Origin of the sequence: Mycolicibacterium nivoides (genome assembly GCF_003855255.1) — a bacterium.
GTDB lineage: Bacteria > Actinomycetota > Actinomycetes > Mycobacteriales > Mycobacteriaceae > Mycobacterium > Mycobacterium nivoides.
Window position 1 is genome coordinate 4,182,370 of sequence record NZ_CP034072.1, and the last position, 24,835, is coordinate 4,207,204.

A 24,835-nucleotide genomic window follows, 5' to 3' on the forward strand; every position below is an offset into this window, starting at 1 on the left:
CGATGTGCGACTCAGGGGTGCTTCAGCACAGGATTGAGGGTAACGATGTTTGCGAGGCAACCTACGCAAGTAGGTTGACGACGTGCATATCGATCGTGTGGACGTCGAGCGGTTCCTGGGGTTTGAGCGGCTGAGTATCGAAGTCGACCCCCAGCTGCAGCTCATCGCGGGTCCGAACAACGCCGGTAAGTCCTCACTGCTCCGTATGCTTGAGACATTCTTCGCGGACCCGTCAAGCATGGACCTCCAGCGGCTGAAACCGCTACACGACTATTACGTTCACGGCGGACCGCGCATGATGTCGAGCATTCAGGTGCAGTTTGCTGGCCTAACCGAGGACGAAGCAGCTGACTTCTCCGATGCGGTGGTAAGGAGAAACGGAACTTTCTGGGTCAAGATCTCTTGCACCCGGGGCGGGACGATCAGCTACCACACGAGCCGCAATTCGCCACGCGCCCGCGACATCTACCAACGGGTGCTGGAATCCTTCAGCTTCGTCAAGATCCCATCTGTCCGTGTGAGCGAGACAGGCAAAGGGGAGAACGACCAGTCGCTGCTTCGTCTGCATGAGACCCTCGAAGGCGTTCTGGTGCGCTCAGGCGGTTCGCGCAAGACCCAGTTGCAGAAGGAGTTCGAAGACGCGATCGCTCCGGTCGAGGAACTCGTACACAGAGTGCTAAGCGACTCGATCGAGGCAGTCGCTTCCGAATTGCCGTTCCGGGAGCGCGATCTCGGTATAAAGCTGCCAGACTCCCGGCACGCGCTGCGTGGCATGCTCAGCGAAGCCGTCATCACGAGCAGAGACGAGATCGAGGTTTCCATCGCCGAGCGCGGTACGGGTTTCCAGTCTGCAATGGTGCTCGGCATCCTCCGGTATGTCGCATCGCGGAGCAACCAGACAGCGGGCAAAGTTGTGTTCGTCATCGAGGAGCCTGAGGCGTTCCTCCATCCACAAACTCAGCGTGCGATGGCGAAAATCCTCCGGGATATATCCAGCGACGCACAGCTTCTCGTGACGACCCACAGCCCGGTCCTCGTGGACTCCTTCTCCGTCCGCCGCATCGTCCGACTGCCGCTGAGTCCGTCCGGGACCAACTACGAGGCGAAACGGCAAGAGCTGTCGGAGGCCGAAGAGGGGCGGCTGTCGCGAGACTGCGACGCGACCAACAGCGAGTTGATATTCGCGAGCGCAGTGATTCTTGTCGAGGGGCACGGCGACAAACTGCTCGTTGACTACCTACTGGAGAGAATCACAGGCGGGGCCGGCGGGCACTATGCCATCGGCATCACCGTGATCGAAGCGTCGAGCATCGACAACATTCCCCGTCTGCTCCGCCTCGCGCAGCTCTTCGGGGTGCAGGCCTACTGCATCACCGACAAGGACGGGATGCACAAGGCTGGCGACGGCAAGCGCAAGGTGCTGGGGATCCTGAAGGCGAAGGATTCTCCACCGTCGCAAAGCGAGGTCTCACAGCTGTGTGTCCTGGCCGACAGGCATGTGTCCAAACTGACGGCAGCGTTAGAGCAGCAGGAGGAGCTGAACGCCAAGCTCAATGCGTGGGATGTGTTCGTGCTTGCATCTGACCTAGAGGGCCTTCTGCTTGACACCGTGGGGCAGAAGCGCCTTGCGGAGAAGCTCGGTCCAGACGGTGTGAATCAGGTCGACAGAGCAACCGCGACACGGTTCGCCGAAGGGGGCCAGGGCAAGGAGGAACTGGCTTCTTGGCTTGGTTCCAAGGGCTGGAACTCCACCAGCAGAAAATCCGGCAAGGCGAAACCCCATCTGCCGTCGGCGCTGCTGAGGGAACACTTAAGCGAGCGGACATCAACCCGCGCTATCCGTCCACTGGAAGAATGGCTCCGGGGCATTGTCTCGGAGCATGAGCGATCACCACTCTGAACCCCGCCTTCCGTCCGGGTCCGCGGCCGATTCCGAGGTTCATGCCGACGCGGGCCCCGGCAATTGAACAGGTGGTTGGTGCCTTGGCTGTTGGGGTGTTCGTCCTGCTGCACGCCGGCAGTGATCCGGTGGTGCTGCGCGCCGGCTGCTTGAGCATGAACGGTTCACGGCTTATCAGTAGTTAACTACACAATGTGGGCGCACAATGCGTGTTGAACTGCGTATTTATCGTCGGGTACATGTACTCTAAGAGTGTGCGTAGCAATATCAACCCTCTCGCCACGCCGATGCGGCGTGTTGCTTGCGCTCTCTGTTTTTGTGTGCGAAATTCGCCGTGTGAACCTACAAGAGCGGTTGCGCAAGGCGGTGTCGGATCATGGGCCGTCGTTGGCGACTCTGCGTTACGACTTGGAGGTGGTGATCCCCAAGGTTGGCCAGATGTGGCAGCCGTTGTTCGAGGATCCGTTGGATATTCATGGTCAGGCGTTTTGTACGTGTGTGCGCCAGATGGTGTTGAGGATGCGCGAGCTTCGCAAGCCGATCCCTGGGGACACGTTGTTGACTTCTCGTGGCAGTGGGTTGTCGGTGCAGATCGCCGATTCGCGGGGGATGGATTTTCGTGCGCGACGGTGGCCGTCGAAGGTGTTGCACGGGGAGCGAGTTCGGGTGGTGACGCATCCGACGGGCGGCGATCTTCGGGTGCTGCGGCCGCCGAAGGCTCAGGTCGACGAGCAGATGTTGTTGGACGAGGACGAGCCGGCGCAGTTGTTTCCGTCGCCGATTGTGACTCCGGCCGGTACACCGGATATCTTCGCCCTGTGGTGGCCGACCGACGATGGGTGGGGATTGTCGGAGGCGGTGTTGGCGTTCGTGGTGGATGTGGACAATGCGTCGCGGGTGCAGATTTTGGCAACCGAGCCGCTGCCTCCAGTCACCGACTCTCCGCTGGTGACTCCGTCGGCGCAGGGTCAGGGGCCCAGGGACGACTTCGGCGAGTACGAGCCGCCGGCGCTGGGGACGGGCGAGGATCCCGAGGAGCCGGCTTAAGGGGTCGTGGTGTCGGGGGTCGATGCGAATGTCGGCGGGTGGCTGTTGAATCGAGGTCGCAATGACGACGACCGTGGACGTGTATGGGTTGCGGGTCAACCAGGCCCGGGTCATGCGCGCGATGACTGCCACTGCGGTGATGGAAGCGTTGGGCTGGAAGCATTCTCGGCTGAACCGGTTGGAGAAGTCGACCACGACGGCGTTGCCGATCAAGGATTTCGACCGGCTGGTGGCGGTGTTGCGGTTCCCGGCGAAATTTTTCACCACCGCTCCGACGTCGCGGGTGCACCAGTCGGATCTGTTGTTCCGTGCGCCGCGGTCGATCACGGCGACCGAGCGGGAGTATTTGGCGCAGTTCGCGGCATTGGCTGGGGAGTTTCTCGACGAGCTCAATGGCCGCACTCAGTTACCTGCGGTGAAGTTGCCGATACTTCCGATCGACACCGCAGTGACCCAGGCCGCTGCGGCGGTGCGTGCCAGTTGGGGGTTGGAGCACGATCAGCCGATCGAGTACCTGACGCATGAGATCGAGCGCAGCGGTGTGGTGGTCGTGGTGCGCCGCTTGCTGACCTCCTCGTCACGGCGGATCCTGGGTGACGGGGATTCCACCGGCAAGATCGACAAGCATTTGGGTTATTCGGTGCGTGTCGGGGAGTTCAATACCCGGCCGTTGATCGTTGTGCGGCAATCGAATTCGTGGGAACGGACCCGCTGGACGCTGGCTCATGAGGTGGGTCATCTGGTGTTGCATGCCTCGGGCAGCGTCACCGAGGCCTGCGAGGAGCAGGCGTCGCAGTTCGCCTCGGAGTTGTTGGCGCCGGCGGCGGTGCTGGCCAAGGACGTGTCGCGGGCTCCGTCGCTGGCGGAGTTGTTGCCGGTGAAAGCAAAGTGGGGTGTGTCGCTGGGGGCGTTGATCAAGCATCTGCATACCTCGCAGTTGTTGACTGGGGCGCGGTTTGAGGCGTTGCGCCGCCAGCTCTACACCCGGGTCAATCCGGATACCGATACGACGTGGGGTCGGGTGGAGCCGGGCTGGAATGACCGTGAGGTGGAGCGGCCACGATTGATCAGCAAGTGGCTGGAGATGGCGTTTTCGGCGCGTTCGGCGGCGATGCTGGCCCCCTATGACTTGGTGTGGCCGCAGGATCTGCTGGAGGACTTCATGGCCGGGCAGCGGGCCGCCCCGGGCGCGGCGGCGGTGCGGGTGGCCGCCGGCAGCGGCAGAGCGACGGTCGGACCCGGGTCATCGGCGCCCAGTACGGGCAGCAATGTGATTCCGTTGCGGCAGCGAAGCCGGCGCGGCTAGAACACAAGGGGGGCCGGTGGCGCGAGTGCAGCGGGTGATCTTTGCCGACCAGCCTGTCACCTACACGGTCGTTGGCGCCGATCATCTGCCGGTGGCCCCGGCTGCGGAGTATCTGAGGTTTCTGCGTGAGGGGGGCGCGTCCCCGCACACGGTGCGTGGCTACGCCGCGGGGTTGGCGCGGTGGTTCACGATGCTCGACGTCGGGCCCCACCGCGACGGCGAGCACCCGATCTACCCGGTGCGCACCCCGCGGCGATCGGCTACCCCTGTCTTGTCGCCTGCCCAGGTGGCCACGATCCTCGATGGCTGCTCGGTGCAGCGCGACGGGGACTGGACCGGCGGGGCCGCCGCGGTGCGCAACCGATTGTTTTTCGCAGTACTGGCCGAAACGGGAATGCGTCTGGGCGAGGCCTTATCACTGCGGCACAACGATTTTCATATCGGCGCCGGTGCGACCCCGTGGATCGACATTGTGGAGCGCCAAGATCATCCCCATGGTGCTCGGGTCAAGACCGGGCCGCGGCGGATCTATGTCGGTGATGACCTGGAGGCACTGTATTCAGAGTATGTGTGGCAGTTGGTCGCGATGAACGCCGACCAGGTGGTCGATGATCTGTCGAATCATTTCGTGTTCGTCAATCTGCAACGGGGACCGCGTTTTTCGCCGATGCGCCAGGAGAACATCTACGAGAAGGTGCGCGGGCTGCGCACAGCGCATCGGAGTCTGCCGCCGGATTGGTCACCGCACTGGCTGCGCCACACTCACGCCACCGCGTTGCTGCTGGCGGGGGTGCCTGAGCATGTGGTGATGCGGCGTCTGGGCCACGCCGATGTGCAGACCACTCTGTCCACCTACGGCTGGGTCACCCAGGACGCGGCGATGCGTTCACTGGCCGAGTGGAAAAACTATGTCGCCGGATGGAAAGGACTTCACGATGGCCAGCAATGAGGGCCGCCTGACCACACCGGTAGGCGACCTCGGTGCGGTGGCGTGGCAGGCGCAGTGGGCCCAGGTACCCGCCGAATGGCGCCGCCCGGCCTATCAGGTGCATCTGCCCCCGGCAGATCGGGTGTTCCTGTCCCGCAAGAACGATCTGCCGCCCGCTGCGACCGCTGGGGTGTACGACTTCACCCCGCAGGCCACACCGGCGCGGTTCGCCGACGAGATCGCCTGGTGGGTGTGGGTGTGCTACCACGAGGGGCTGCGCAAGATCGAGCATTCCCTGCTGCGCTGGGCCACCCAGGCCATCAGCGCCGCCGCGGCCGAGTACCGCAGTGCGCACGGCCGCCACCCGGTGAGCATCACCGACCTGGCGGTCAACGACATGGTGCGCCACGCGGTCGTGGTGTTCGAGCGGCGCAATGCGCGGCTGCCCGCCGGCGGCACACGCCGCAATATTGTGGGCCTGATCGAGCATCTGCACCTGTTTGTGTCGGTGCGGGCCAGCGCCATCGACTGGTGGGCCTATGACACCTGGGATCTGCGGGCCGATCCACGGATCCCGCAACGCGAACACGAACCGTGCCACGAGAAGACGGTGCGCATCGGCGCGATCGAACCAGCGTGGCTGCGCGAAGGGGTGCGGTTTTGGCTGCGCACCTGCCTGGATGCGGAGTTGCTGCGCTGGTCATCGGCAGTCGATCGTGCCCGCGAGATGGCGCGCCATTTCGGTGAATTCGTGATCGCGCGTGGCTACACCGATCCCGTCTTATCCGATGACCCGGCGCAGCTACGCCTGATTTTCACTACCTACAACGAATACCTGCGCTCCCCAGCCGCGGCTGCCCGACCTGACAAGCCGTTGTCTGCCACGGCGATCGGCGACAGCCAATCTCAGATCCAGAGCTTCTACACGTTCATGCTCGACCATGCACCCGAGGCCGCGGCAGCCACCGGCGATGCGCGTTGGGAGAACCTGTCCGCGGCGCACACCCGGTTGTGGGGGCCGGCGTTTCGCACCCGCCGCGCCCACCGCACCCGGGAATTGACCTGGTACTCCACTGGAGAACTGCAGCAGATGCTGGCCTACCTCGACGTGCTCGCCGCCCAACGGGGCGCCCTGGTGTCGGTGACCCATCCCGATGGCACCGTGTCGCTGATCAAAGGCCTCGGCGACCCCCAGGCCGCCCGGATCTGGCTGCTGCAAGCACTGACTGGGCGGCGGGCCTCAGAAATTCTCATGCTCGATCACCACCCGCTCGAAGCGATCCCCGGCGCGGCGCGGCCCACCGCCACCGATGACCCCGATGTGTTCGTGGCCAAACTGCGCTACCAACAGACCAAAGTCGACGGGGTCATCCCCACCATCCTGGTCGAGCAGGCCGTGGTCAACGTCATCGCCGAGCAACAGCGCTGGCTCGCCGACACCCACCCCAGCCTCACCCCGAAATACCTGTTCATCGCGGTCAAACAAAACCTGGCCGGGCGCCGGCCCCGCCCGTATGCAACGTATCGGGCCTCCCTGGACAAGCTCGATGCCATCCATGGTCTCAGCGATGCTGCGGGAAACCCGTTGCGGTTCACCCAAACGCATCGGCTGCGCCACACCCGGGCCACCGAACTGCTCAACGACGGCGTGCCGATCCACGTCGTCCAGCGCTACCTGGGCCACAAGAGCCCCGAGATGACCATGCGTTATGCCGCGACACTGGCCGCGACCGCCGAAGCGGAGTTCCTCAAACACAAGAAGATCGGCGCTCACGGCACCGACATCGGAATCAGCCCGTCTGACATGTTGGACATGACCCAGCTCTCAGTGCGCACCGACCGGGTCTTGCCCAACGGGGTGTGCCTGCTGCCGCCACTGAAAACCTGCGACAAGGGCAACGCCTGTCTGTCGTGCGGGCATTTCGCCACCGACGCCACCCACCTCGACGAACTCAAAGATCAGCACGCCAAGACCACGGCGCTGGTCGAGATCAGACGTCAGCAGTACCGCCAGCGCACCGGCCGCGAACTCACCGATGACAACGTATGGGTCGCCCAACGCCTGCGCGAATTGCATTCCCTGCAAGCCATCCTGGACCGCCTGACCGCAGATCAACGCACCCATCAGGAGGCGATCGCCGGGGCCGGGACGGCCAACCGCATCCCGCTGCAACCTGTGGCCACCCGCGGTGCGCACGATTCAGCACTGCGCAAAGCCGATCCTCACACACCCGCATGACCGTCACCCCCGCCTCCCTCACCGCCCTTGAGGCCAGCGCCCGCAAACGCAGCGCCGACGTCGAGGCCCGTATCGATCGGGCCCTGAAGAAGATGCGCAAGCAGGGCCTCGACATCAACGTCAGCAGCCTGGCCCGCCACGCCGGAGTGTCACGCAGCGTCATCCACCGCCGCCCCCAACTGCGAGAACAGATCCGCACCACCCAGCCGCTGGCCGCCGCCCCCGATCCACCGCCACCACCGGCTACCGACACCGAGAGCAGCATCATCACCGCGCTACGGACCCGCCTGAAGGCACGAGACGCCCAGATCGCCGACCTGAAAGCCCAACTGCGCGAACGCGACCACATCATCGCGACCCTGCACGGGCAACTGGCCGGCAAACCCCACCCGGACACCAACTCCTAGCTGGCTGGTTGTGCGGGTCGCTGCGTGGTTTGCGCGGTGATGAAGTCGTCGACGATGCGGGTGCAGTCGTGGTGGCCGATGGCGCGTAGGCCGGTCATTCTGGCGAAGACCAGGGGGCCGACCAGTTGGCACAGTGCCAGTTCGATGTCGAGTTCGCCGAGTTGGTCGAAGGTTTCGGGGCTGTGCAGGATTTCGTCGAAAGGCCGCCGGTACTGCTCGATCACCCGGGTGCGCAGCATGCTGGCGGTGGCGTGTTGGCCGGTATCGCTGTCGCTGTCGTGCGTTTCGGTGGGGCCCAACGCGGCCCAGGCCAAGGTGGTGACGTGCAGCGGCGCTTCGGCGAACAGGTCGGCTTGGCGCGAGAGCAGTTCGATGAGCCGCTCACGCAGGGTGCCGCTGGTCGGGGCGGGCGGGATGACTTGGGGCAGAAGGCGTTCGAAGGTGGCCGCGAGCAGTTGTGAGGAACTGTTGAAGTGGCGGTAGAGGGTGGTGCGGGCGACCTTGGAGGCTTTAGTGACCGCGTCGATGGTGACGGCTTCGATCCCACCGGTTTTGAGCAGGTTGGCCGCGGCGTCGAGCAGTCGGGTGCGCGATCGGGTGCGGCGCGGGTCGACGTCGTCCTCGTCGTCGGGTGCCGCCGCGGGTTCTGTCCCCACCTGACCTCCTGGTGTTCCGATCGCCGGTGCGTTGCCCCCGCTCTCCCGGTTATGGTACCGATAGTAGCGCAGCGAAACTGCTAGTACCGGCGGTCCCGGGTCGGGACGCGGTGGCGGGGCTGCCCGGGTGTGAGGAGGCCGTGATGGGTGCTGATCAGCCGCAGCGGTTGCCGTCACACACGCCGACCTGCATGGGCTGCGGGCCGGACAATCCGCACGGTTTGCAGCTGGAGGTGTTTCGGTGCGGCGATGAGGTGTTCGCTGATCTGGTGTTCGATGAGCGTCATATCGGTGCGCCGGGGCTCGCACACGGTGGCGCGATCGCCGCGGCCTGTGATGACGTGCTGGGGTTTTCGTTGTGGATCGCGGCCACCCCGGCGGTGACGCGCCGTTTGACGGTGGACTATCTGCAGCCGGTGCCGTTGGGATGTACGCATCGGCTGACCGCGCGGATCGCCACCCGCGAGGGCCGGGCGTTGCATGTGGACGGGGTGGGGGTCGGCGTGGACGGTGTCACCCGGTTCACCGCCTCGGCGGTGTTCATCACGGTGGATGCGGCCCATTTCGCCGCCCACGGTGACATCAGCGGTTTCGGGGAGTTGTTCGCCGAGCTGGCCCGCTACGGTGGCGCCGGCCCCGACGCGGGGTCGCGGTGAGCGCGCCCACCGCCGCACCCCGGGACCGGGTGCGGCGCCCGCGCCGGCCGGCGGCCTCGGTGTGGGCGCGTCGCGAGGCGATCCTGGATGCCGCGTGGACGGTGGCCTCAGCACACGGTTTTGACGGTGTGCAGATGCGTGCGGTGGCCGCGCAGGCCGGCATTGCCGCCAGCTCGCTGTATCGGCATTTCCGATCCAAAAGCCATCTGCTGGTGACGGTGCTGGCCCGCGAATTCGAACGTCTCGACACCGAATTCGTCTGGAGTACCGGTGAACTGGCGCCGCAGGCCCGGCTGGGGCGGTTGACCACCCACCTGCACACAGCCTGGCAGGCCAACCCGCACCTGACCGAGGCGATGGTGCGTGCGTTCGTCGTGGCCGACACCGAGGCCACCAGCGCGATCGAGCACGCTGTCGCGGTGATCGAGGACATGCTGGCCCGCGCCCTGGGCGGGCCCACACCCAGCGCACATGACCGGGACGTGGCCAGCCTGATCGCCGACGTGTGGCTGGCCAACCTGATCGCCGTCATCGGCGGCCGGATCGATGCGGACCTGGCCCGCGAACGCATCGACCGCACAACCCGACAGCTGGTGCACGGCACCCACACCACCACTTAGCGATACTAGTAGTATCGCTGCGCTACTCCCAGTACCATAAAGCGACACAACGACGTGTCGAAGGGAGCCGGGCATGCATACCCCCTGGATCGAGCGGTGCACCGTTCAGCGTGTCTCGTTGCGCGACGGATTGGTGCTCGACCTCGACGATTACAACGAATTGGTGATCGCCACCCCGATCCGGCTGACCCTGCCGCCGATCGGATCGTCTTATCCCGAAGAGCAGGTCCTCATCGACCCGGGCAACGTCTCGGTCCAGCAGCGTCCGTTGCTGGACCTGGCCGGCGCGGTGTGCACGGGGGCGTGGTGCGACGAGGGCGGCGGGTTGCACCTGGGTTTTTCCCGCGGGCATCGCATCGATGTCGCCCCCCAGGAGGCCGCGACCTCCTGGGAGCTCTACGGCAAACGCCACGGCTACATGGCATGCCTGCCCCGCGGGCGGGTGCGGGTGGTGCGCCACGACCTGCCCGACGACGAATCTGAGGACACCGCAAGTTAATTCACCCCCCACCGCGCCCAGCCGCAACCATGGCCCGAAAGGTCGGCGCGGCCCTTCCGATCCTCGTGTGGGACTATTAGTATCGTAGCGATACCGATAGTTTCGTTTCTTGGGAGGCGTGGGGATGGGCGATCGAACCGGAGATGCTGGGCCTTCCCGTGGCCGGCGCGGCGTCGATCTGTCCGGATCTTCGGAATACAGCGCCCGGTTGGGTCGGCTCGCGGCGTTCACGGTGGGCCACAAGGCATTGGTGATCGGTGGATGGATCGCGGCCGCGGTGGTGCTGGCGCTGCTGTTCCCGCAGCTGGAGACGGTGGTGCGCCAACAGTCGGTCGATCTGATCCCGCGTGATGTGCCCTCGTTTCAGACCGTGGACCGCATGAGTGAGGCGTTCGGTGAGCAGGGCTCCAAGACGATGCTGTTCGTCGCGATGCAAGACCCGGCCGGTCTGACCCCCGATAATCAGCTGCGCTATCAGGATCTGGTGGGGCGGTTGCGCGCCGATCACGACCATGTCCTGCTGGTCCAGGATCTGCTGGCCGACCCGGTCACCAGAACCCAGGCGGTCAGCGGTGACGGCAAGGCCTGGTATCTGCCGGTCGGGGTGGCCGGCACGCTCGGTGATCCCACCGCGGCCGAATCCGTGCAAGCCGTGCGCGATCTCACCGACACGGCATTCGCCAACACGTCCACCACGGCCTATGTGACAGGGCCACCGGCCACGTTCGCCGATCAGATCGCCTCAGCCGAGCACGACCTGGTGTTCATTTCGATCGCCACCGCCGGGCTGATCGCGCTGATCCTGCTGATCGTGTACCGGTCGGTGTTCACCGCGCTGCTGCCGCTGCTGGTGATCGGGATCAGCCTGGCCGTCGGGCGTGGGGTGCTCTCTGCCCTGGGGGAAATCGGCATGCCGGTCTCGCAGTTCACCGTGGCGTTCATGACCGCGATCCTGCTCGGCGCCGGCACCGACTACACCGTGTTTCTGATCAGCCGCTACCACGAACAACGCCGCGCCCAGGTGCCCGCCGAGCAGGCGGTCATCGCGGCCACCGCCAGCATCGGCCGAGTCATCCTGGCCTCGGCGGGCACCGTGGCCCTGGCCTTTCTGGCCATGGTGTTCGCCACCTTGAGTGTGTTCGCCGGCCTCGGTCCGGCCTGCGCGGTCGCCGTGGCAGTCGGATTCGCCGCCACCGTGACCCTGCTGCCGCCGGTGCTGGCGCTGGCGGCCACCCGCGGCATCGGCGAACCCAAACCCGACCGCACCCGCCGCTACTGGAACAGCGTGGCCGTGGCCGTGGTGCGTCGCCCGGTGCCGCTGCTGGTCATCAGCCTGACCATCCTGGTGGCACTGTCAGCGGCCGCGGCGACCATGACCATCAGCTACGACGACCGCCAAGGACAACCCCCCACCACCGCCAGCAACCAGGGCTATCAGCTGCTGGACCGCCATTTCCCCAAAGACGTCGTCATCACCGAATTCCTCGTCGTGGAAAACCCGACCGACATGCGCACCGGCAAAGGCCTGGCCGACCTCGACGAGATGGCCTCACGCATCGCCCAAATCCCGGCCGTGACACGTGTTTCCGGGATCACCCGACCGGCCGGGCAACGCCTCGACCAAGCCCAACTGTCCTGGCAGAACGGACAAATCGGCGACAAGATGGCCGACTCGGTCGCCCAGGGCAACGACCGGCGCACCGACCTGGACAAGCTCACCCACGGCGCCGACCAACTCGCCGACGGCCTGGCCCAACTCGACACCACCGTGCGCACCGCGCTCACCCCCCTGGGCGGTGTACTCACCCAAGCCGGCGCCGCCGGTGAGAACATGCAGCGCTTCGGCCCGCTGCTGCAACAACTCTCAGCCACCGCACCCGAGGTCGACACCGCCATCCAAGCCGGCCCCGGCATCCGACCCCTGGCCGAACGCGCCCAGACCGCCATCGCCGCCCTCGACCCGCTCGTCACCGCACTCAACACCTCACCGTGGTGTATCACCACCCCGCAATGCACCCAGATCCGCGACCAGGTCAGTATCCTGACCACCCTGCGCGACAACGGATTCTTCACCCAACTCGCCACCCTGGGCGACCAGTACAACCCGGCCACCAACGCCACCGTCACCGGCACCCTCACCGAAGTGCAACACACCGTGGCCACCATGAACAACGCCTTCAAAACCCTCGGCAACCCCGAAAACCTGACCGCCAACATCGGCCGACTCCAACACGGCATCAGCCAACTGGCCTCCGGCGCACGCGCCCTGGCCACCGGCGTGCACACCCTGGCCGACAGCAACATCCAAATGCTGTCCGGGATGAGTCAAATCGCGGCCCAACTGCAAAACTCCGCCCGCGCCACCGCCGGATCCGATGCCGCCACCGGCTTCTACCTGCCCCCCGAAGCCTTCGACAACCGCCAATTCGCCGACGTCGCCAAACACTTCCTCTCACCCGACGGCAAAACCGCCCGCTTCGCCATCGACACCAACACCGACCCCTACAGCGGCGAGGCGATGAACCTGGCCCGCCAGATCACCGACGTCGCCAACACCGCACGCCCCAACACCTCCCTGGACCACGCCACCGTCTCGGTCGCCGGATTCCCCGCCGTCAACTCCGACATCCAACGCCTGCTCTCATCCGACTTCACCCAACTGGCCATCGCCACCCTGGTCATTGTCGGACTCATCCTCATCGCCCTGCTACGCGCCCTGATCGCCCCGCTATATCTGCTGGGCACCGTCGTGCTGAACTACCTGGCCTCACTCGGTATCGGAGTCATCGTCTTCCAATGGATCCTCGGCCACCAAATCGCTTGGCCCGTACCACTACTAGCGTTCATCATCCTCGTCGCCGTCGGCGCCGACTACAACATGCTGCTCGTATCCCGACTCCGCGAAGAATCCACCCACAACATCCGCGTCGGCGTGCTGCGCACCGTAGCCACCACCGGCTCAGTCATCACCTCCGCCGGCCTCATCTTCGCAGCCAGCATGTTCGGCCTGATGATCGGATCGGTAGCCATCATGATCCAAACCGGACTCATCATCGGCTGCGGACTACTGCTGGACACCTTCCTCGTACGCACCCTCACCGTCCCAGCCATCGCCACCCTGCTCCGCCAAGCCAGCTGGTGGCCACAACGCCCCACCACACCCACAACACACCCCACACCAACACCACAACCAGCCACCGCCACAACCTGACAGCGCTAAGAAATTTCAACCACAGTCACACGCGGCATTCCCGATTCACACCGATCCGCCAAAACCCGCCCCGCAGAGCGCAGATCATCGAGTACAGCACTACAGATAAGCATGTCGCCCACGGTCGCAAACACCATCCCGATCACCGTCAGCGACAGTCGAGGACACCCGCAACCGACCTACAGATAACGACGTCTATCGAGGCAATGTGGCCCAGATGGTGGCCGATCTGGGGTGGCCATCACCTGGGCCTGCCAGGGAAGAGACCGACACTGGGGCCACGAACCCGACAAACTGACCACAAAAGGTCAGCGCTGCTGGCCTCTGCCGGGTGCTGGTGGCTCATTCCAGTAGTCGTTGGTGTCGGTGTCGAATATGGGCTGCTGCTGCGGCGGCGGTGGAGGTGGCAGCGTTCGTTGTTGACTATTCGCCGGCTGATTGGTGCGGCCGTCGGCCGGAGCCTGGGAGCCGTAATCTCCTGGCACCCAGGAATGTTGGGGACCGTTGGCATCGATGACCGGGGGAGCGTCAGGCGAAGGCCTCCCGTTGCCGTTGCCACGGGGCGCGGAGTGTTGTTTGCGGCCACCCTGCACCTTCTCGGCTACCGCGAGACCCGCTACAACTTCTGGAGCGACCACAGCTGCTGCACCGCCGGCCGCCGAACCGCCGGCACCGGCCGCTGCACCACCTGCGGCACCCTCGCCCGCCGCCGGCAGGGCACCGCCACCTCCACCGCTAGGTACAGGTAGCGATTCAGTCAACCCACCAGCACCGCCGCCTCCAGCGCTTGTCGATGAGGGCTTGTTGACGCTGGAACGTCCTTGGACGGGCTGCCCAGTGAGTGGTTGATCGTCCGCGTCGTCGCTCCCACCGCCGCCGGCTGCTCCTTTGTCCATCAGCCAGTCTCTGCCGCGTTGGGTGGCGGACATGCCTTTGTCGACGGCTGCCTGGCCCTTGTCGTATCCCGCACGGGCAGTGTCGATGACTTGGTGCACCGCGTGCACGAGGTCTTGGCGGGTGTGGTCGTTGAGTTCCTTCTTCATCCACCAGAACAGACCGATGGCCACCGCCGACATGATCGCGATCATCACGAGCTGCGCAACGGGGTGGGTCATGCCGACCTGTGACGCATATCCGCCCGGCGCAACGGTTTTCAGGATGATGACTGCGGTGAATGAGATGTACACGACGTAGGCGAAGACGAGGAACGCGTGCTTGAAGAATTCCTTGATGCGGCGCTTTCCACGCTCGCGCGGCTTGCCATCGATCATTGCGGGCCCCGCGCCGAAGAGCGCAAGTATGCAATTGAGAAACGCTGCGCCGCAGACCATCACGTAGCTGTACGTCACATAGCAGATGAAGAATGTGAAGAGCAGACCGAGGATGCAGAACCCGACGCCGACAGCGAAGCTGCCGAAGTCGAGTTGTTGGGCGTGTGCGAGCGCCTGGGGTGCTCCGCATTTGGCCATCGCGTGGGCGGGGCCGGAATGGTCTCCACCGCCCAGGAACGGCAGGACGTCGGTCGCGGCCGACGCCGGCGATCCGGGCATTCCGACTGGTGTCGGCAGCGTTCGCCTGTCCCCAGCCATCAGTGCATTGGAGTAGGCGCTGGCGCAGGTGCCCACGTCGTCGACGACCATGCCGAAGTTCTGAATCTGCAGCGGATGGCGCAGGACGGCCGTCGCGGTCACGCCGGTCAGTTGGTCCAAGTTGGCCGCATTGTCTCCGCCAGGCACGAGGGAGCCGTTGTTGACGGCTCCCTGGGCGGCTGTGAAAGCCAGTGTGCGGGCTTGAAACAGCAGTCCGTGATCCCCGGACAGCTCGCCGAGGGGATCGCCTTGGAACACGAGGATCATGGCGATCACGCCGATCGCCAGGCTACTGAGCATGATGCTCCATCCGAGGCCGCGTCGGCCGTGCCACACCATCTGATAGGCGCCGTAGCCGAGGGCCAGGAGGAGGCAAATCGGGAATACCCACAGGTCGATCAGCAGAGTGCGCAGCATCTCGAACAGGGGTCGGAACCAGGTGGCCAGCCAGTACAGCCAGGTTGATGACATGGCGAACCGCAGCAGCCACAACGCGACGGTGATCATGAAGACGTAAATCGACACTTGTGCTTGCAGCCAGCTGACGACGGTGTCATGGCTGACACCGGTGATGATCGCGTTGCCGAGCCACCGCGCCCAGCTGGCCGGGTTGATGGACAGATCGGGGCCGGCTTCTGTGATCGCTTCTCCGGCCGAGACCACTGACAGGTAGTAGCTGCCGAGGGGAACGCCGTAGCTGTCCTTGATACCAGTCCAGTTCAAAACGCCGGCCATGGTTGAGGCGAACGCCGGTGGTGCGGCGACGACCGACCAGAGTGCGAGAACGTGGCCGACTGACCAGAAGACGCTGACGCGCCGGATTCTCGGGTGCGTGGCCATGAAGTACCCGAACCGCTCGGCAGGATGGACCTTTTCCGTTTTGGTGAGCGTGCTCATGCTGCCTCCTGACCTGGCGTGGTGTCGTAGGCGTCGTGGATGCGCGCGTCGGGTTCGTGGGCCACGACGATGGGGGCCGGTCGGCGGAATTCGTCGATGAAGAAGGCCTTGCCGATCCGAGAGCCGCGATTGGGTCGACCGGTGCCCTCGTCGTCGTCGAAGTCGGTCGGTTCACGCATGTCTTCGGGATCCGGGTCGGCAAGGAAGTACTCTTCAAGGTCGTCGTAGTCGGCAGCGCGCAGTCCGGCTTTACGCGCGACTTCTTTTGCCAGTTCCTCGTTTTCGAACGGGACGATGAGTTGTTGGGTGATGAACTTGTCGCCCATCAGGGTGAGGTCGGCTACCGGATCCTGGGTGATGATCAGCAACCCGGTGTAGTGCTTGCGAGCGCGGCGGCTGATGAGGTGTGCGTCGGCGGCGCCGGCGCGGGAGTTGAGCAGGCCTCCGGCTTCTTCGAGGATGATGAGGCCGAATCGGGACTTGTTGGCGAAGAAGGTGGTTCGGGCGAGCCGGACGAGCATGCCGTAGATGGCGACGGAGGCCTTCTTGCGGTCGCTGAGGTCGTTGTACAGGTGGGGTGTGCTCATTTCCTCGGCGTCGGGCAGGTCGAGGCTTTCGGTGAGCCAGATCGTCAGGTCGAGGTTGGCCAGGTCGGGGATGGGCAGGGTGTCGTCGAAGATGGCGCGGGTAAAGTCGTATGTTGACCAGGACTGCAGGGCAACCAGGATCGGGTAGAGATCCTCGGCAAGCCTGGTGACCTGCTCGGACCGTGTGTCGGGTTGGTCGATCGGTGCTTGGATGCTGGCGATGTAGGCCATGAGCGCCGCCGTGCTGGGGATCTTGAGTTGTCGGCGGGCGCGCGCGGTGAGGATGGTGCGCAGTCGTTGCACGGCGACGCTGCGTGAGTCCAGGCCCATCATCGGGATCATGTAGTCGAGCCAGTAGCCGCCTGCGACGCGTTCGGGGAAGATCCGTAGCGGGTCGCAGCCGAAGTTGTTGCCGGCCATATCGATCACGGCCTTGCGGTCGGTGGGGACGTCGGCGAATGCCTTGGCCCATTCGATGCCGGGGTCGACGATGAACAGTTGGGCGCCGCGCTGGTATTCGCCGCGGGCGATGCGTTTGGAGGCATAGGACTTGCCGTATCCGGGTGCGCCGCTGCAGACGAGGCAGGGGTTGTGGTTACGCCGTGCGGTGCCGGGCAGGTCGATCAGGACGGCGCTGTTGAGTGCGTTGGACGTGTTGAAGCCCAACAGTGTTCCGTTGGTGTTGCCGACCTGCGATGAGGTGATTGGAACGAACCGGGACCACTTTAGTGCCGTCGTGCGGTAGCTGAACTGCTCGACGGCACTCTTGTGGGTGGGGACACCGGAGTTGAATGCGGCCCAGAGTTTGGCCTGGGCGCCGCGGTGGTGGCGTACGGAGACCTGACCGGAGGATGCGAGCTGTTCTTTGAGGCGTTTCACGCTGTGGTCGAGGGTTGCGGGGTCTTTGGCCCCGACCGCGATGACGAAGGCGGTCTCCATCGGACGTTCGTCACTGTTGGAGGCGAGTAGGCGGTTGTACTCGGCGAGCTGGCGACCGGTGTCGCGTAGTTCTCGGTCCCCGTCGCGGGCGTCGTGCCGTTGCTTGAACTGGTCGTCGAGGTTTTCCTTGGCCCGGTCGTTGCGCACGAATTCCAGTTCCCGGTTGTGGGCGACGAGGTTGATGGCGAAGTCGAATTCGGCGCCGGTGTTGAGGTCATCGAGTGCGTCGAGGAACTCCGACCCTGGAAATCGGATACCGGCCTTGGGCATATCGGTGACCGGCAGGATGGCTTGATAGCTGTCGGGGTAGAGGCCGTCGGGGCTGCTGACGCGCAGCACTTTTTTCCAGGACGGCACCCGCCGCACACCGGCACACCACAGGGCGACGAGGCCGGCTGTGGTGAGGCCGAACAGTATTGCGGGGGCAACGATGACAAACACCGCGGTGAGGACAGTCAGGGCGGCCATCACGCCGGCTGCGGGCAGCATGGGCAGTTTGCGGCCGGAGTTGTGTAGTTGGTCGCCGTCGTCGAACTCGGCCACGGGGAAGTTGCGGGGTGCTTGTCGAGCGGTCCCTTGGCGGCGTCGGGGGAGCGGGTTGGTGAAGGTGCCGCGCCAGGCGGTGCGCCGCCAAAACCAGTCGACCATGTCCTCGGTCACCGGCACCGGTGAGAAGTCTTCCGGCAGCGAGGTGACGATGTCGTGGGCGAGGGTGCGGTAGGCGGCAAGGGACTCGTCGGAGTCCCTGTCGCGTCCGGCCAGCCAGTCTTTGAGTTTGGTGGCCTGCCCCAGGGGGGTGTGGCCCTCTCGGCCGGCGTCGACGGGAAATCGCAGCCAGTACAGGCGGGTCCGGGGGTTCTTCTGCCCGAGTTGGCCGGCAAGTCCTTGGCAGGTGGCGATCCATTCGGGCTTGTCGCGGTGACCGTGCAGCATCGCGCGCAGCAGTTGGCGCTGGCTTTGCGGTACCGACATGCTGTAGATCCATGCGCCTGCAGGGACTTCGCGGGCCAGATTGCGGTGCCGTTCGGCGGCGCCGAGGCGGTGTTTGGTCGGCTGCAGGTAGTAGCGCAGCCCGGACACGAGGTAGTTGGCGTACACGCCGTGCTTCGTGAATTCCAGGTGGCCGATGACGTCGTCGGGCGGGGCCAGGATCATGCTGTCTCGGCTGGATTCGTTCTTCGGTCGTATCGCCCGCCAGATGCTGCGGATCCGAAATCCGAGGCTGGGTTTCCCGTACGGGATCATGGCGCCAATCCCGGCGGCGATGAGCGTCAGAAACAGGGGAACGAAGAACAGGGTTTGTGCGTGTCCGGAATCGAGGAACAGCAACGGCAGCGCGACGGTGACGGTCCCGCCGAGTGCGAGCGGAACCGCCACCCCGATGCGTAGTGACTTGTTGAACAGCAGATCGGTGTAGGTGGGGGTGTCGTGCACCCCTTTGAACACCTGTGCGGATTCGACAGCCATTTAGCCGAACTGTCCTGTGGTGATGCCGCTTTGGTCGACGGTCTTCTTCGTGGACACGTAGATCGCGTAGCCCGATCCCACGATGACTGCGACGATGACCGACAGCAGTGCCCACAAGATTGTTTCGCCTTTGCGGCCGCCGAAGAATGCCGCGGTGGCACGGGCGCCGCCGCCGATCAAGATGAGAATGACGAAGACGCCGATGAGGATGGTGTAGAGCGATCGTGACCCTGACGTCAGATCGGTGGCTGCGAGAATGGTTGTGGTGGTGCCCGGTTCAGAGAGGGCGTTTGCGGTGAGGGCCGTGAGATGGCCGGTCGTGGGGAGCATTGGGTTTCCTTTCGCGGGTTATTTGGTGCGGGTTGATCGATCGGATGCGTTTGGCATCACGGCTTTCCAGTTGTCGGCGCGGGGACGACGGGTGTGAGTTCGGCGTCGGTGGCCAGTTGCGGGGCATAGTCGATGCCGGCGACCATCCAGCGACCGTTGATGACGGTGAGGCTGAGGGCGTAGTCCTCGCGCCGCGGCGAGTACTGCCGGGTGACGGAGTCGACTGTGGCGAACACATGGATGGTGGTGCCTTCGGCCGGCATGGCGTCGTCGGGGACCGCACGGGTTGATTGCAGTTTTTTGACGCGAGGACCGCGGCCTTTGGCATCGCTCTCGGACAGATAGTCGGGGACGGCGACGAGCCCTGACTTGTCGGTGATGTAGCGGTCCAGTCCGCCAGCGTTGGTCAGGTAGCTCTCAAAAAAGCCTGTCAGCGTTTGGAATACCGGTGACTTGGGTGACAACGTGGTCGGGTAACCCAGGGGCAGGGTCGCTCCGGCGCCGGCGCAGTCGGCTTTGCCTGGTCGGCTGGTGGCCTGCAGGCCGTAGCTGCTGTAGAGGACAGGGATGCGGTAGCACTGTTCGGTGGCCGGCGCGGCGACGTAGGGCCGCTCGGACACCGAGACGATGACACTCCATTGTTGGGCGTAGCCGAGGTCGTCCTCGAGGGTGACCGCGGCGACACCGGTCGAGCTGATCACGGCGCCGGGGTTTTTCGGCAGGGGCTGCTGCTGATCCTGGTTGGCCCAGCACGTTTGAAGCAATGCGCGCTGATCGGCGGTGACGGTCAGGGCCTTCTCGACACATTGCAGTGCGAAATTGCCGACCAGTTCGGTGCGGTTGATTTGCTTGCGGGCTGGGCCGTCCACGTCGGTGGGCTCGTTGAAGATCCATCCCCAGATCGTGGAGATCGCAACGATGGAGCAGGACGCGACCGCCACGACGAGGAACGCGAGGCCAATCCAGCCGCCGGTGGTGTCGATGCGACGTTGCCAGGTCTTGGTGGGCATTGGTTGTGCCGCCTTCCTTGATGGTTAGGAGGGGATGGGTTGGTGGCCTTCGACGGTGATCGAGGACACGGCGAATGTGTTGTCGACTGGGTCGGTTTCGGTCGGGCCTCCCGGCATTCCCGGGAAGCCGGGAAGCGGGGCGGTCGAGGACTCCGGCGGCGTACCGAGCGGAGCCCCGAGAACGTCGTCGAGCAGTCCGCCCGGGCCGGGCGCTGCGGGGCCCTGGTCGGGCGGTGGAGCGTCGGTTGGGGGCCGTGAGGTTTCCTGGACGATCATGGTGATCGTGGAGGCCAACACGCCTTGTCCGGGCATCGGCTGTGGTGCTTCGCCGTGGACGTTTCCGGTGTGCTGAGGAACGACTGTCGGCTTGTTGCCGTGGTCGGTCAGGATCCATGACACGCGGGTCACGACGCGGTGTTGGAGCCACTGGTCGGCTCCGGATGCGTCCGGGCCCACCCACCCGGGGGTTATGCGGATGGCGGTGACTGCCATGGTTCGGCCGAGCTCGATGGTGAGAACCTGGCCGTCGACGCCGCCGCGCACGCAGACCCAGGCTTGGGTGGGGTCACCGCTGGCGACGGCTTGGGCCGCGGTGGATCCGGGTAGGCATCCGGGTGCGCTCGCGGTGAACGGGATGCCTGAGGGGCCTCCGGTGGCACCTGGCGGGGGCGGCGGCGGTTCTGCCGGTGCGGCGGTGATTCTCGTGACCGCCTCGGACTGCTCACCCTCGGTCTCGGGGCCGTTCTTCATGCCGAGCAGGACACTGGTCACGGCGATCGTGGTGACGGCCACGAATGCGACGAATCCGATGGCGAGCGGTTTGTTGAAACGAGGCGCTGGCGCCGGGGCGTCTGCGGTTTCGGCAGTGCCAGACGCGACGTCGTCGTTGCCCGTGTCGTAGATGTCGGTGTCGTCGACGATCGCCACGACTTCGTTATCGCTGTCATTGTCGACGCTGGCGGGTGGGGCGAGCTCGTAGTCGTCGATGTCGTCGGGGTCGGGTGCCGCAGCGGAGCTGTCGTCGTCGGGATCGTCATAGTCCGGCTCGTCGCTGGGTTCGTAATCCTCTGGGTTGTAGTCAGATTCGGTGCCGTACTCGGTGTCATCGGGATCTCTGTCGAGGTCGGCAAGCCACTCCTGGGTTGCCGACCATGCCGGTCCGTCGTGCGTGGCGTTGTCGGGGTGGGTCATCAGACGACCTTTCGCGTGTGAGCGGTTGGTGCGCGGTGAGTGCTGGCCAGGCGGCCCAGCGTGGCGGCGGCCGGCCTGCGGCGGCGCGGGGCCGGCGACAACGAGGGCTGCGGCGGCCTAGCACCGGGGCGCTGGCGGCGCCGATCGAGCAGCCGGTTGGCGAGGATCGCTGTAATCACGAGTGCGGTTGCCACGCCGATAGCAAAGCTGTGTTCGAGGATGTAGGCGACGGCGGTGGCCAGCATTGCCAACCAGAACGCGATGGTGCCGATCGCGACGCCGAGAATCGTTCGCATGGGTTCTCCTAGTGAGTTCACGCTGAGGCTAAGGGGTGGCAATACAGTTTTGCGATAGCTGTCGCTAAACGTGATGAGCAATTGCTACGTTCTGCGTTGTGAGACCAATACCGCAGGACGGGCCGGCCCGGCTGATGTTTTTTATCCAGCGCAGACTGGTGCAGTTGGGCTGGACTCGTGATGACCTCTTCGCTCACGGTGGACCGTCACCGTCGACCCTGTACAAGGCGTCCCGGCTCAACCGTGAAATGGATGAGCGGGTCATGCATCGCCTGGAGCTTGCCGTGGGGTGGGAGGAAGAGTCCTGCAGGATCACCCTTGACGGGGGTGAGCCGACCATTCGACTGTCAGACCAGGTAGAGACAGTGAAAACCCGTGTTGATGCCGCGGTGGCGTTGTCTGAGAGGGCTGCGGTCGGACGTACTGCAGCGGAGTTGCGTGACTTTCTGATGGGTGTCGCTGAACAGCTGCGCGGGTTCTATCCTGATGATCAAGCACACCGTCAGGAGGCCGCTGATGCCGGCGCCCACTGATCGCTTCGACGAAGTCCGACGAAAGTGGATTGCACGGCATCAACACACGTTCATATTTCAGAAAAGACGACACGAAATTCTCGCTCGTCAAATTCGCGACCGCGCACAGGCGAATACCGGTGCGCGGGTTGATCCTGCCGACGATGACATTATCCATCCGATGTGGGCACGGTCTCCAGAAACTATTTATGCGGCGGTTGACTGGGTGATTGTTCTAACCGCCGCGATGTTCGCGCCGATCGGCTGGGCTGTCGGCCGCGGCATCTACTCATTCACGATCCAGCTAATCCCGGAGAACCTGAGGTCGTATCCGATCGCGGCGTTCATGTGGAGTGCGGTGGCGGTCGGCGTGCCACTGCCCCTCATCTACTGGTTGGTCTATTCCGGCAGCGGAACGTTTGCCTCGACGGTGGTTGTGCCATGGATTGTCGCGCAGGTTCCGGCGGCGCTGCTGGCCGCCGGGGTGTACGGAATCTTGGAGGGCTGGTTGGCTGTTGACGGTTCGCGCGACTGGTGGCCGATGCGGCCACCCCAGGACCACGACGAGGTCGACTTCGGCTTCCACACGGAGATCGAGATGTTGCCGAGCGTGTTTCGTACCCGCTCGCGCCAACCAGTAGGCGAGCGCACTCCGATCAAGCGAGATCGCGATGGCCTATAAACCGCCGCCCACGCCGTACTGCGGGTTCGAGTACGACGAAGAGTCCAATCGCCGCAAATTGGCCGAATCGGCTGCCCACGTACTGGTCTCGGCACCCACCGAGAGCGGAAAGACCCGCCGTATCCTTGCTCCCGCCGCCGTGATGTGGACAGGGCCCGCGGTTGTAGTGAGTCCGAAAGACGACCTGATAAAGCTGGTCATGCAGCGACGCTACGGACCGAGCGCGTTGATCGACTTTCGCCCCGACTACGACGCCGACTATCCCGACATTGATCTGCTGTCATTCGACCCCACGAAGCTCATCAGCACACCGGATCAGGCCGTGACGATCGCGAACACGATGATGCAGATGTCGGCTGTCGGCATGGGGTCGGGCGCAGACCAGGTCAGCGACGCCGGTATCTGGGAGTCGAACACTGAGACCCCGCTCGCAGCGATGCTGTACGCGGCCTCGCCGCGTGGAAACAAGGCCGGTATCGGGTGGGTTCTGCTGGCTGTCAACAACACTCGCTTGACAAAGCAGGGCGAGCAGAAGTCGAGCGATCCGGGCTGGGAGCACGCCGCTGACATCGTGGCCGACATTCCGCTGTTCAGAGATGCGCTGATGGCGACGTTGGTGATGGATCCCAAGCAGCGTGACAGCATCGCGTTGACGATGCGCAAGTCGGTGACTCCGTGGATGCGTCTGCAGCTGCGTGGGAATCTCCCTCCGGCGTTCGATGAGTCGATCCTGGAAGATCCGACGTCCACGCTGTATATCCTCACGCCAGCTGAAGGCTCGATCGCCGGTGCCGCGGTGACACTGATCGACCACCTCGTGCGCGTGTGCAGAGCCAAGACCGCACGTAACGAGATGCGGCACCGCCTGCTGGTCGTGATCGACGAAGCTGCAAATACCGCTCCGATGCCGGCACTTCGCCGCTACATCAGTGAGGGCCGAGGGCTCGGTGCGAATCTCGTGCTGGCGGTGCAGGCCAGCTCCCAGTTGGAAACCGTTTACGGCACCGCATATATGAAGGAGCTGCGCGACACCTTCCCGTCGGCGTTGATCATGTTCGGTGCACCGGAGATGGAGATCTTGCAGCGTGCCGAGGAGTGGGAAGGGCAGACCACTCGGCGCCAGGAGACCTTTGATCAAGTTTCCGGTCACAAGACACTGTCCTCGCACCTGGGCAGCACTCTGGACTACCGCCGATTGCTCCCCCCAAACGGCGACCATGCCCGGCTGGTGCGCAAGGGGACAGCTGGCGTGCTCACCGAGATCCCGGAATGGTCGAAGTTCCTCGTGCTCTATGACCGAGCGATCAAGAATGCCTTGGAGGAGCCGGCGTCACGGTCGGGCGACAGTTTCTGGGCTCGACTTGCTGAACGTCATCAACGCGGACTGGCCGCGGCCGGAGCCAGGGCACGATCACGATGAACGGCCAGGAAAGCACGCTGAATGCGCGTCAGGCAGCGTGTCTCGACGTCCTGCGATCCACCAAGGGGTTTCTGAGCACGACCGAGATCCGAGAGCAGGTCAACACGATGGCTGGCGTAGCACTGGTGGCCGAGCAGGTCTACCGCGCCCTGCTGACCCTGGAACGGCGTGGACTGGCCGAGCGAGTTCGGGTTGAGGGGTCGGTCAAAGCGCATTGGGGTCGAGCCGGGCGGACCGTCGACCTTGCGCTCCACGAGAGCAGCTGCAAACCAAGGGAGACTGCATGATGGCGACAAAAACTGCCCGAAAAGTGCCGTGGCTCAGCGGTTTATTGATCGCGCTGTTCGGCGCGGTGTGGATGATCGGGCAGGTTGCTGCCGGAATCGTGGGACTGATCGCGAACCTTCTGTCCGCACCGGTCATCTGACGACCAACCCTCAACAAGA

General features: G+C 64.6%; 22 protein-coding genes. 14 read left to right on the forward strand and 8 right to left on the reverse strand.

Features of this window, described 5'->3' with window-relative positions; all coding sequences use genetic code 11:
• Positions 1–82 precede the first annotated feature (82 nt).
• From EH231_RS20390 to EH231_RS20415, 6 genes are all read left to right on the forward strand, one after another.
• Entirely contained in the window at positions 83–1,900 is a 1,818-nt protein-coding gene (locus tag EH231_RS20390) for an ATP-dependent nuclease (protein WP_124713185.1), read from the forward strand.
• Positions 1,901–2,236: 336 nt separating this feature from the next.
• Entirely contained in the window at positions 2,237–2,947 is a 711-nt protein-coding gene (locus EH231_RS20395; RefSeq protein WP_003882610.1) for a hypothetical protein, read from the forward strand.
• 61 nt (positions 2,948–3,008) lie between these two features.
• The gene (locus tag EH231_RS20400) at positions 3,009–4,253 is read left to right on the forward strand and encodes an ImmA/IrrE family metallo-endopeptidase (protein ID WP_003882611.1); all 1,245 of its coding nucleotides are present in this window, start codon (positions 3,009–3,011) and stop codon (positions 4,251–4,253) included.
• Between the two features lie 16 nt (positions 4,254–4,269).
• Positions 4,270–5,202 (forward strand): tyrosine-type recombinase/integrase, encoded by a 933-nt coding sequence (locus EH231_RS20405; RefSeq protein ID WP_164480961.1) that lies wholly within the window; start codon positions 4,270–4,272, stop codon positions 5,200–5,202.
• Entirely contained in the window at positions 5,189–7,420 is a 2,232-nt protein-coding gene (locus EH231_RS20410; RefSeq protein WP_003882613.1) for a site-specific integrase, read from the forward strand. Before EH231_RS20405 ends, EH231_RS20410 begins: the two co-directional genes overlap by 14 nt.
• Complete coding sequence (locus tag EH231_RS20415; protein ID WP_003882614.1) at positions 7,417–7,827, forward strand: DUF6262 family protein; 411 nt, start codon at positions 7,417–7,419, stop codon at positions 7,825–7,827. The genes EH231_RS20410 and EH231_RS20415 overlap by 4 nt, the downstream gene beginning before the upstream one ends.
• On the opposite strand, the gene EH231_RS20420 is transcribed toward EH231_RS20415, so the two are convergent.
• Complete coding sequence (locus EH231_RS20420) at positions 7,824–8,483, reverse strand: TetR/AcrR family transcriptional regulator (protein ID WP_003882615.1); 660 nt, start codon at positions 8,481–8,483, stop codon at positions 7,824–7,826. The two genes, EH231_RS20415 and EH231_RS20420, sit on opposite strands and share 4 nt — an antisense overlap.
• A gap of 143 nt (positions 8,484–8,626) precedes the next feature.
• Between EH231_RS20420 and EH231_RS20425 the strand changes: the two genes are divergently transcribed.
• The 4 genes from EH231_RS20425 to EH231_RS20440 all read left to right on the forward strand — a co-directional run bounded on the left by EH231_RS20425 (position 8,627) and on the right by EH231_RS20440 (position 13,469).
• Positions 8,627–9,139, forward strand: a complete 513-nt coding sequence (locus EH231_RS20425) for a PaaI family thioesterase (protein WP_003882616.1) — start codon at positions 8,627–8,629, stop codon at positions 9,137–9,139.
• Positions 9,140–9,198: 59 nt separating this feature from the next.
• Positions 9,199–9,759, forward strand: coding sequence for a TetR/AcrR family transcriptional regulator (locus tag EH231_RS20430; RefSeq protein WP_079710224.1), 561 nt, complete (start codon positions 9,199–9,201; stop codon positions 9,757–9,759).
• A 73-nt stretch (positions 9,760–9,832) separates the two neighbouring features.
• Positions 9,833–10,258: a DUF6188 family protein gene (locus tag EH231_RS20435; RefSeq protein WP_003882618.1), complete on the forward strand. Its 426-nt coding sequence runs from the start codon at positions 9,833–9,835 to the stop codon at positions 10,256–10,258.
• Positions 10,259–10,382: 124 nt separating this feature from the next.
• A complete protein-coding gene (locus EH231_RS20440; protein WP_003882619.1) occupies positions 10,383–13,469 on the forward strand; it encodes an MMPL/RND family transporter in 3,087 nt (1,028 codons plus the stop codon).
• Between the two features lie 308 nt (positions 13,470–13,777).
• Here the strand turns inward: EH231_RS20440 and EH231_RS33940 are convergent, their stop codons facing one another.
• Genes EH231_RS33940 through EH231_RS20470 form a run of 6 tightly spaced genes read right to left on the reverse strand, consistent with a single transcriptional unit; the run spans position 13,778 to position 21,775 of the window.
• The gene (locus EH231_RS33940; protein ID WP_164480962.1) at positions 13,778–15,955 is read right to left on the reverse strand and encodes a hypothetical protein; all 2,178 of its coding nucleotides are present in this window, start codon (positions 15,953–15,955) and stop codon (positions 13,778–13,780) included.
• Entirely contained in the window at positions 15,952–18,948 is a 2,997-nt protein-coding gene (locus EH231_RS20450) for an ATP-binding protein (RefSeq protein WP_124713186.1), read from the reverse strand. Before EH231_RS20450 ends, EH231_RS33940 begins: the two co-directional genes overlap by 4 nt.
• A complete protein-coding gene (locus EH231_RS20455) occupies positions 18,949–19,278 on the reverse strand; it encodes a hypothetical protein (protein WP_064884969.1) in 330 nt (109 codons plus the stop codon).
• A gap of 56 nt (positions 19,279–19,334) precedes the next feature.
• Positions 19,335–20,288 carry a conjugal transfer protein gene (locus EH231_RS20460; RefSeq protein ID WP_124713187.1) on the reverse strand — a complete coding sequence of 318 codons (954 nt, stop codon included), beginning with the start codon at positions 20,286–20,288 and terminating at the stop codon, positions 19,335–19,337.
• Positions 20,289–20,312: 24 nt separating this feature from the next.
• Positions 20,313–21,479: a hypothetical protein gene (locus tag EH231_RS20465; RefSeq protein ID WP_124713188.1), complete on the reverse strand. Its 1,167-nt coding sequence runs from the start codon at positions 21,477–21,479 to the stop codon at positions 20,313–20,315.
• The gene (locus EH231_RS20470) at positions 21,479–21,775 is read right to left on the reverse strand and encodes a hypothetical protein (RefSeq protein WP_124713189.1); all 297 of its coding nucleotides are present in this window, start codon (positions 21,773–21,775) and stop codon (positions 21,479–21,481) included. The genes EH231_RS20465 and EH231_RS20470 overlap by 1 nt, the downstream gene beginning before the upstream one ends.
• 98 nt (positions 21,776–21,873) lie before the next feature.
• On the opposite strand from EH231_RS20470, the gene EH231_RS20475 reads away from it, so the two are divergent.
• The 3 genes from EH231_RS20475 to EH231_RS20485 are packed head-to-tail and all read left to right on the forward strand — an operon-like array spanning position 21,874 to position 24,389.
• On the forward strand, positions 21,874–22,308 hold the full coding sequence (locus EH231_RS20475; RefSeq protein WP_124713190.1) for a hypothetical protein: 435 nt from the start codon (positions 21,874–21,876) through the stop codon (positions 22,306–22,308).
• Positions 22,292–22,969, forward strand: a complete 678-nt coding sequence (locus EH231_RS20480) for a hypothetical protein (RefSeq protein WP_124713191.1) — start codon at positions 22,292–22,294, stop codon at positions 22,967–22,969. The genes EH231_RS20475 and EH231_RS20480 overlap by 17 nt, the downstream gene beginning before the upstream one ends.
• Entirely contained in the window at positions 22,959–24,389 is a 1,431-nt protein-coding gene (locus EH231_RS20485) for a type IV secretory system conjugative DNA transfer family protein (protein WP_124713192.1), read from the forward strand. Before EH231_RS20480 ends, EH231_RS20485 begins: the two co-directional genes overlap by 11 nt.
• Here the strand turns inward: EH231_RS20485 and EH231_RS20490 are convergent.
• Entirely contained in the window at positions 24,344–24,643 is a 300-nt protein-coding gene (locus EH231_RS20490) for a hypothetical protein (protein WP_124713193.1), read from the reverse strand. The genes EH231_RS20485 and EH231_RS20490 overlap by 46 nt on opposite strands.
• A gap of 29 nt (positions 24,644–24,672) precedes the next feature.
• Here EH231_RS20490 and EH231_RS33945 point away from each other — a divergent pair, with 29 nt between their 5' ends.
• On the forward strand, positions 24,673–24,816 hold the full coding sequence (locus EH231_RS33945) for a hypothetical protein (RefSeq protein WP_164480963.1): 144 nt from the start codon (positions 24,673–24,675) through the stop codon (positions 24,814–24,816).
• The last annotated feature ends 19 nt before the right edge of the window (positions 24,817–24,835 follow it).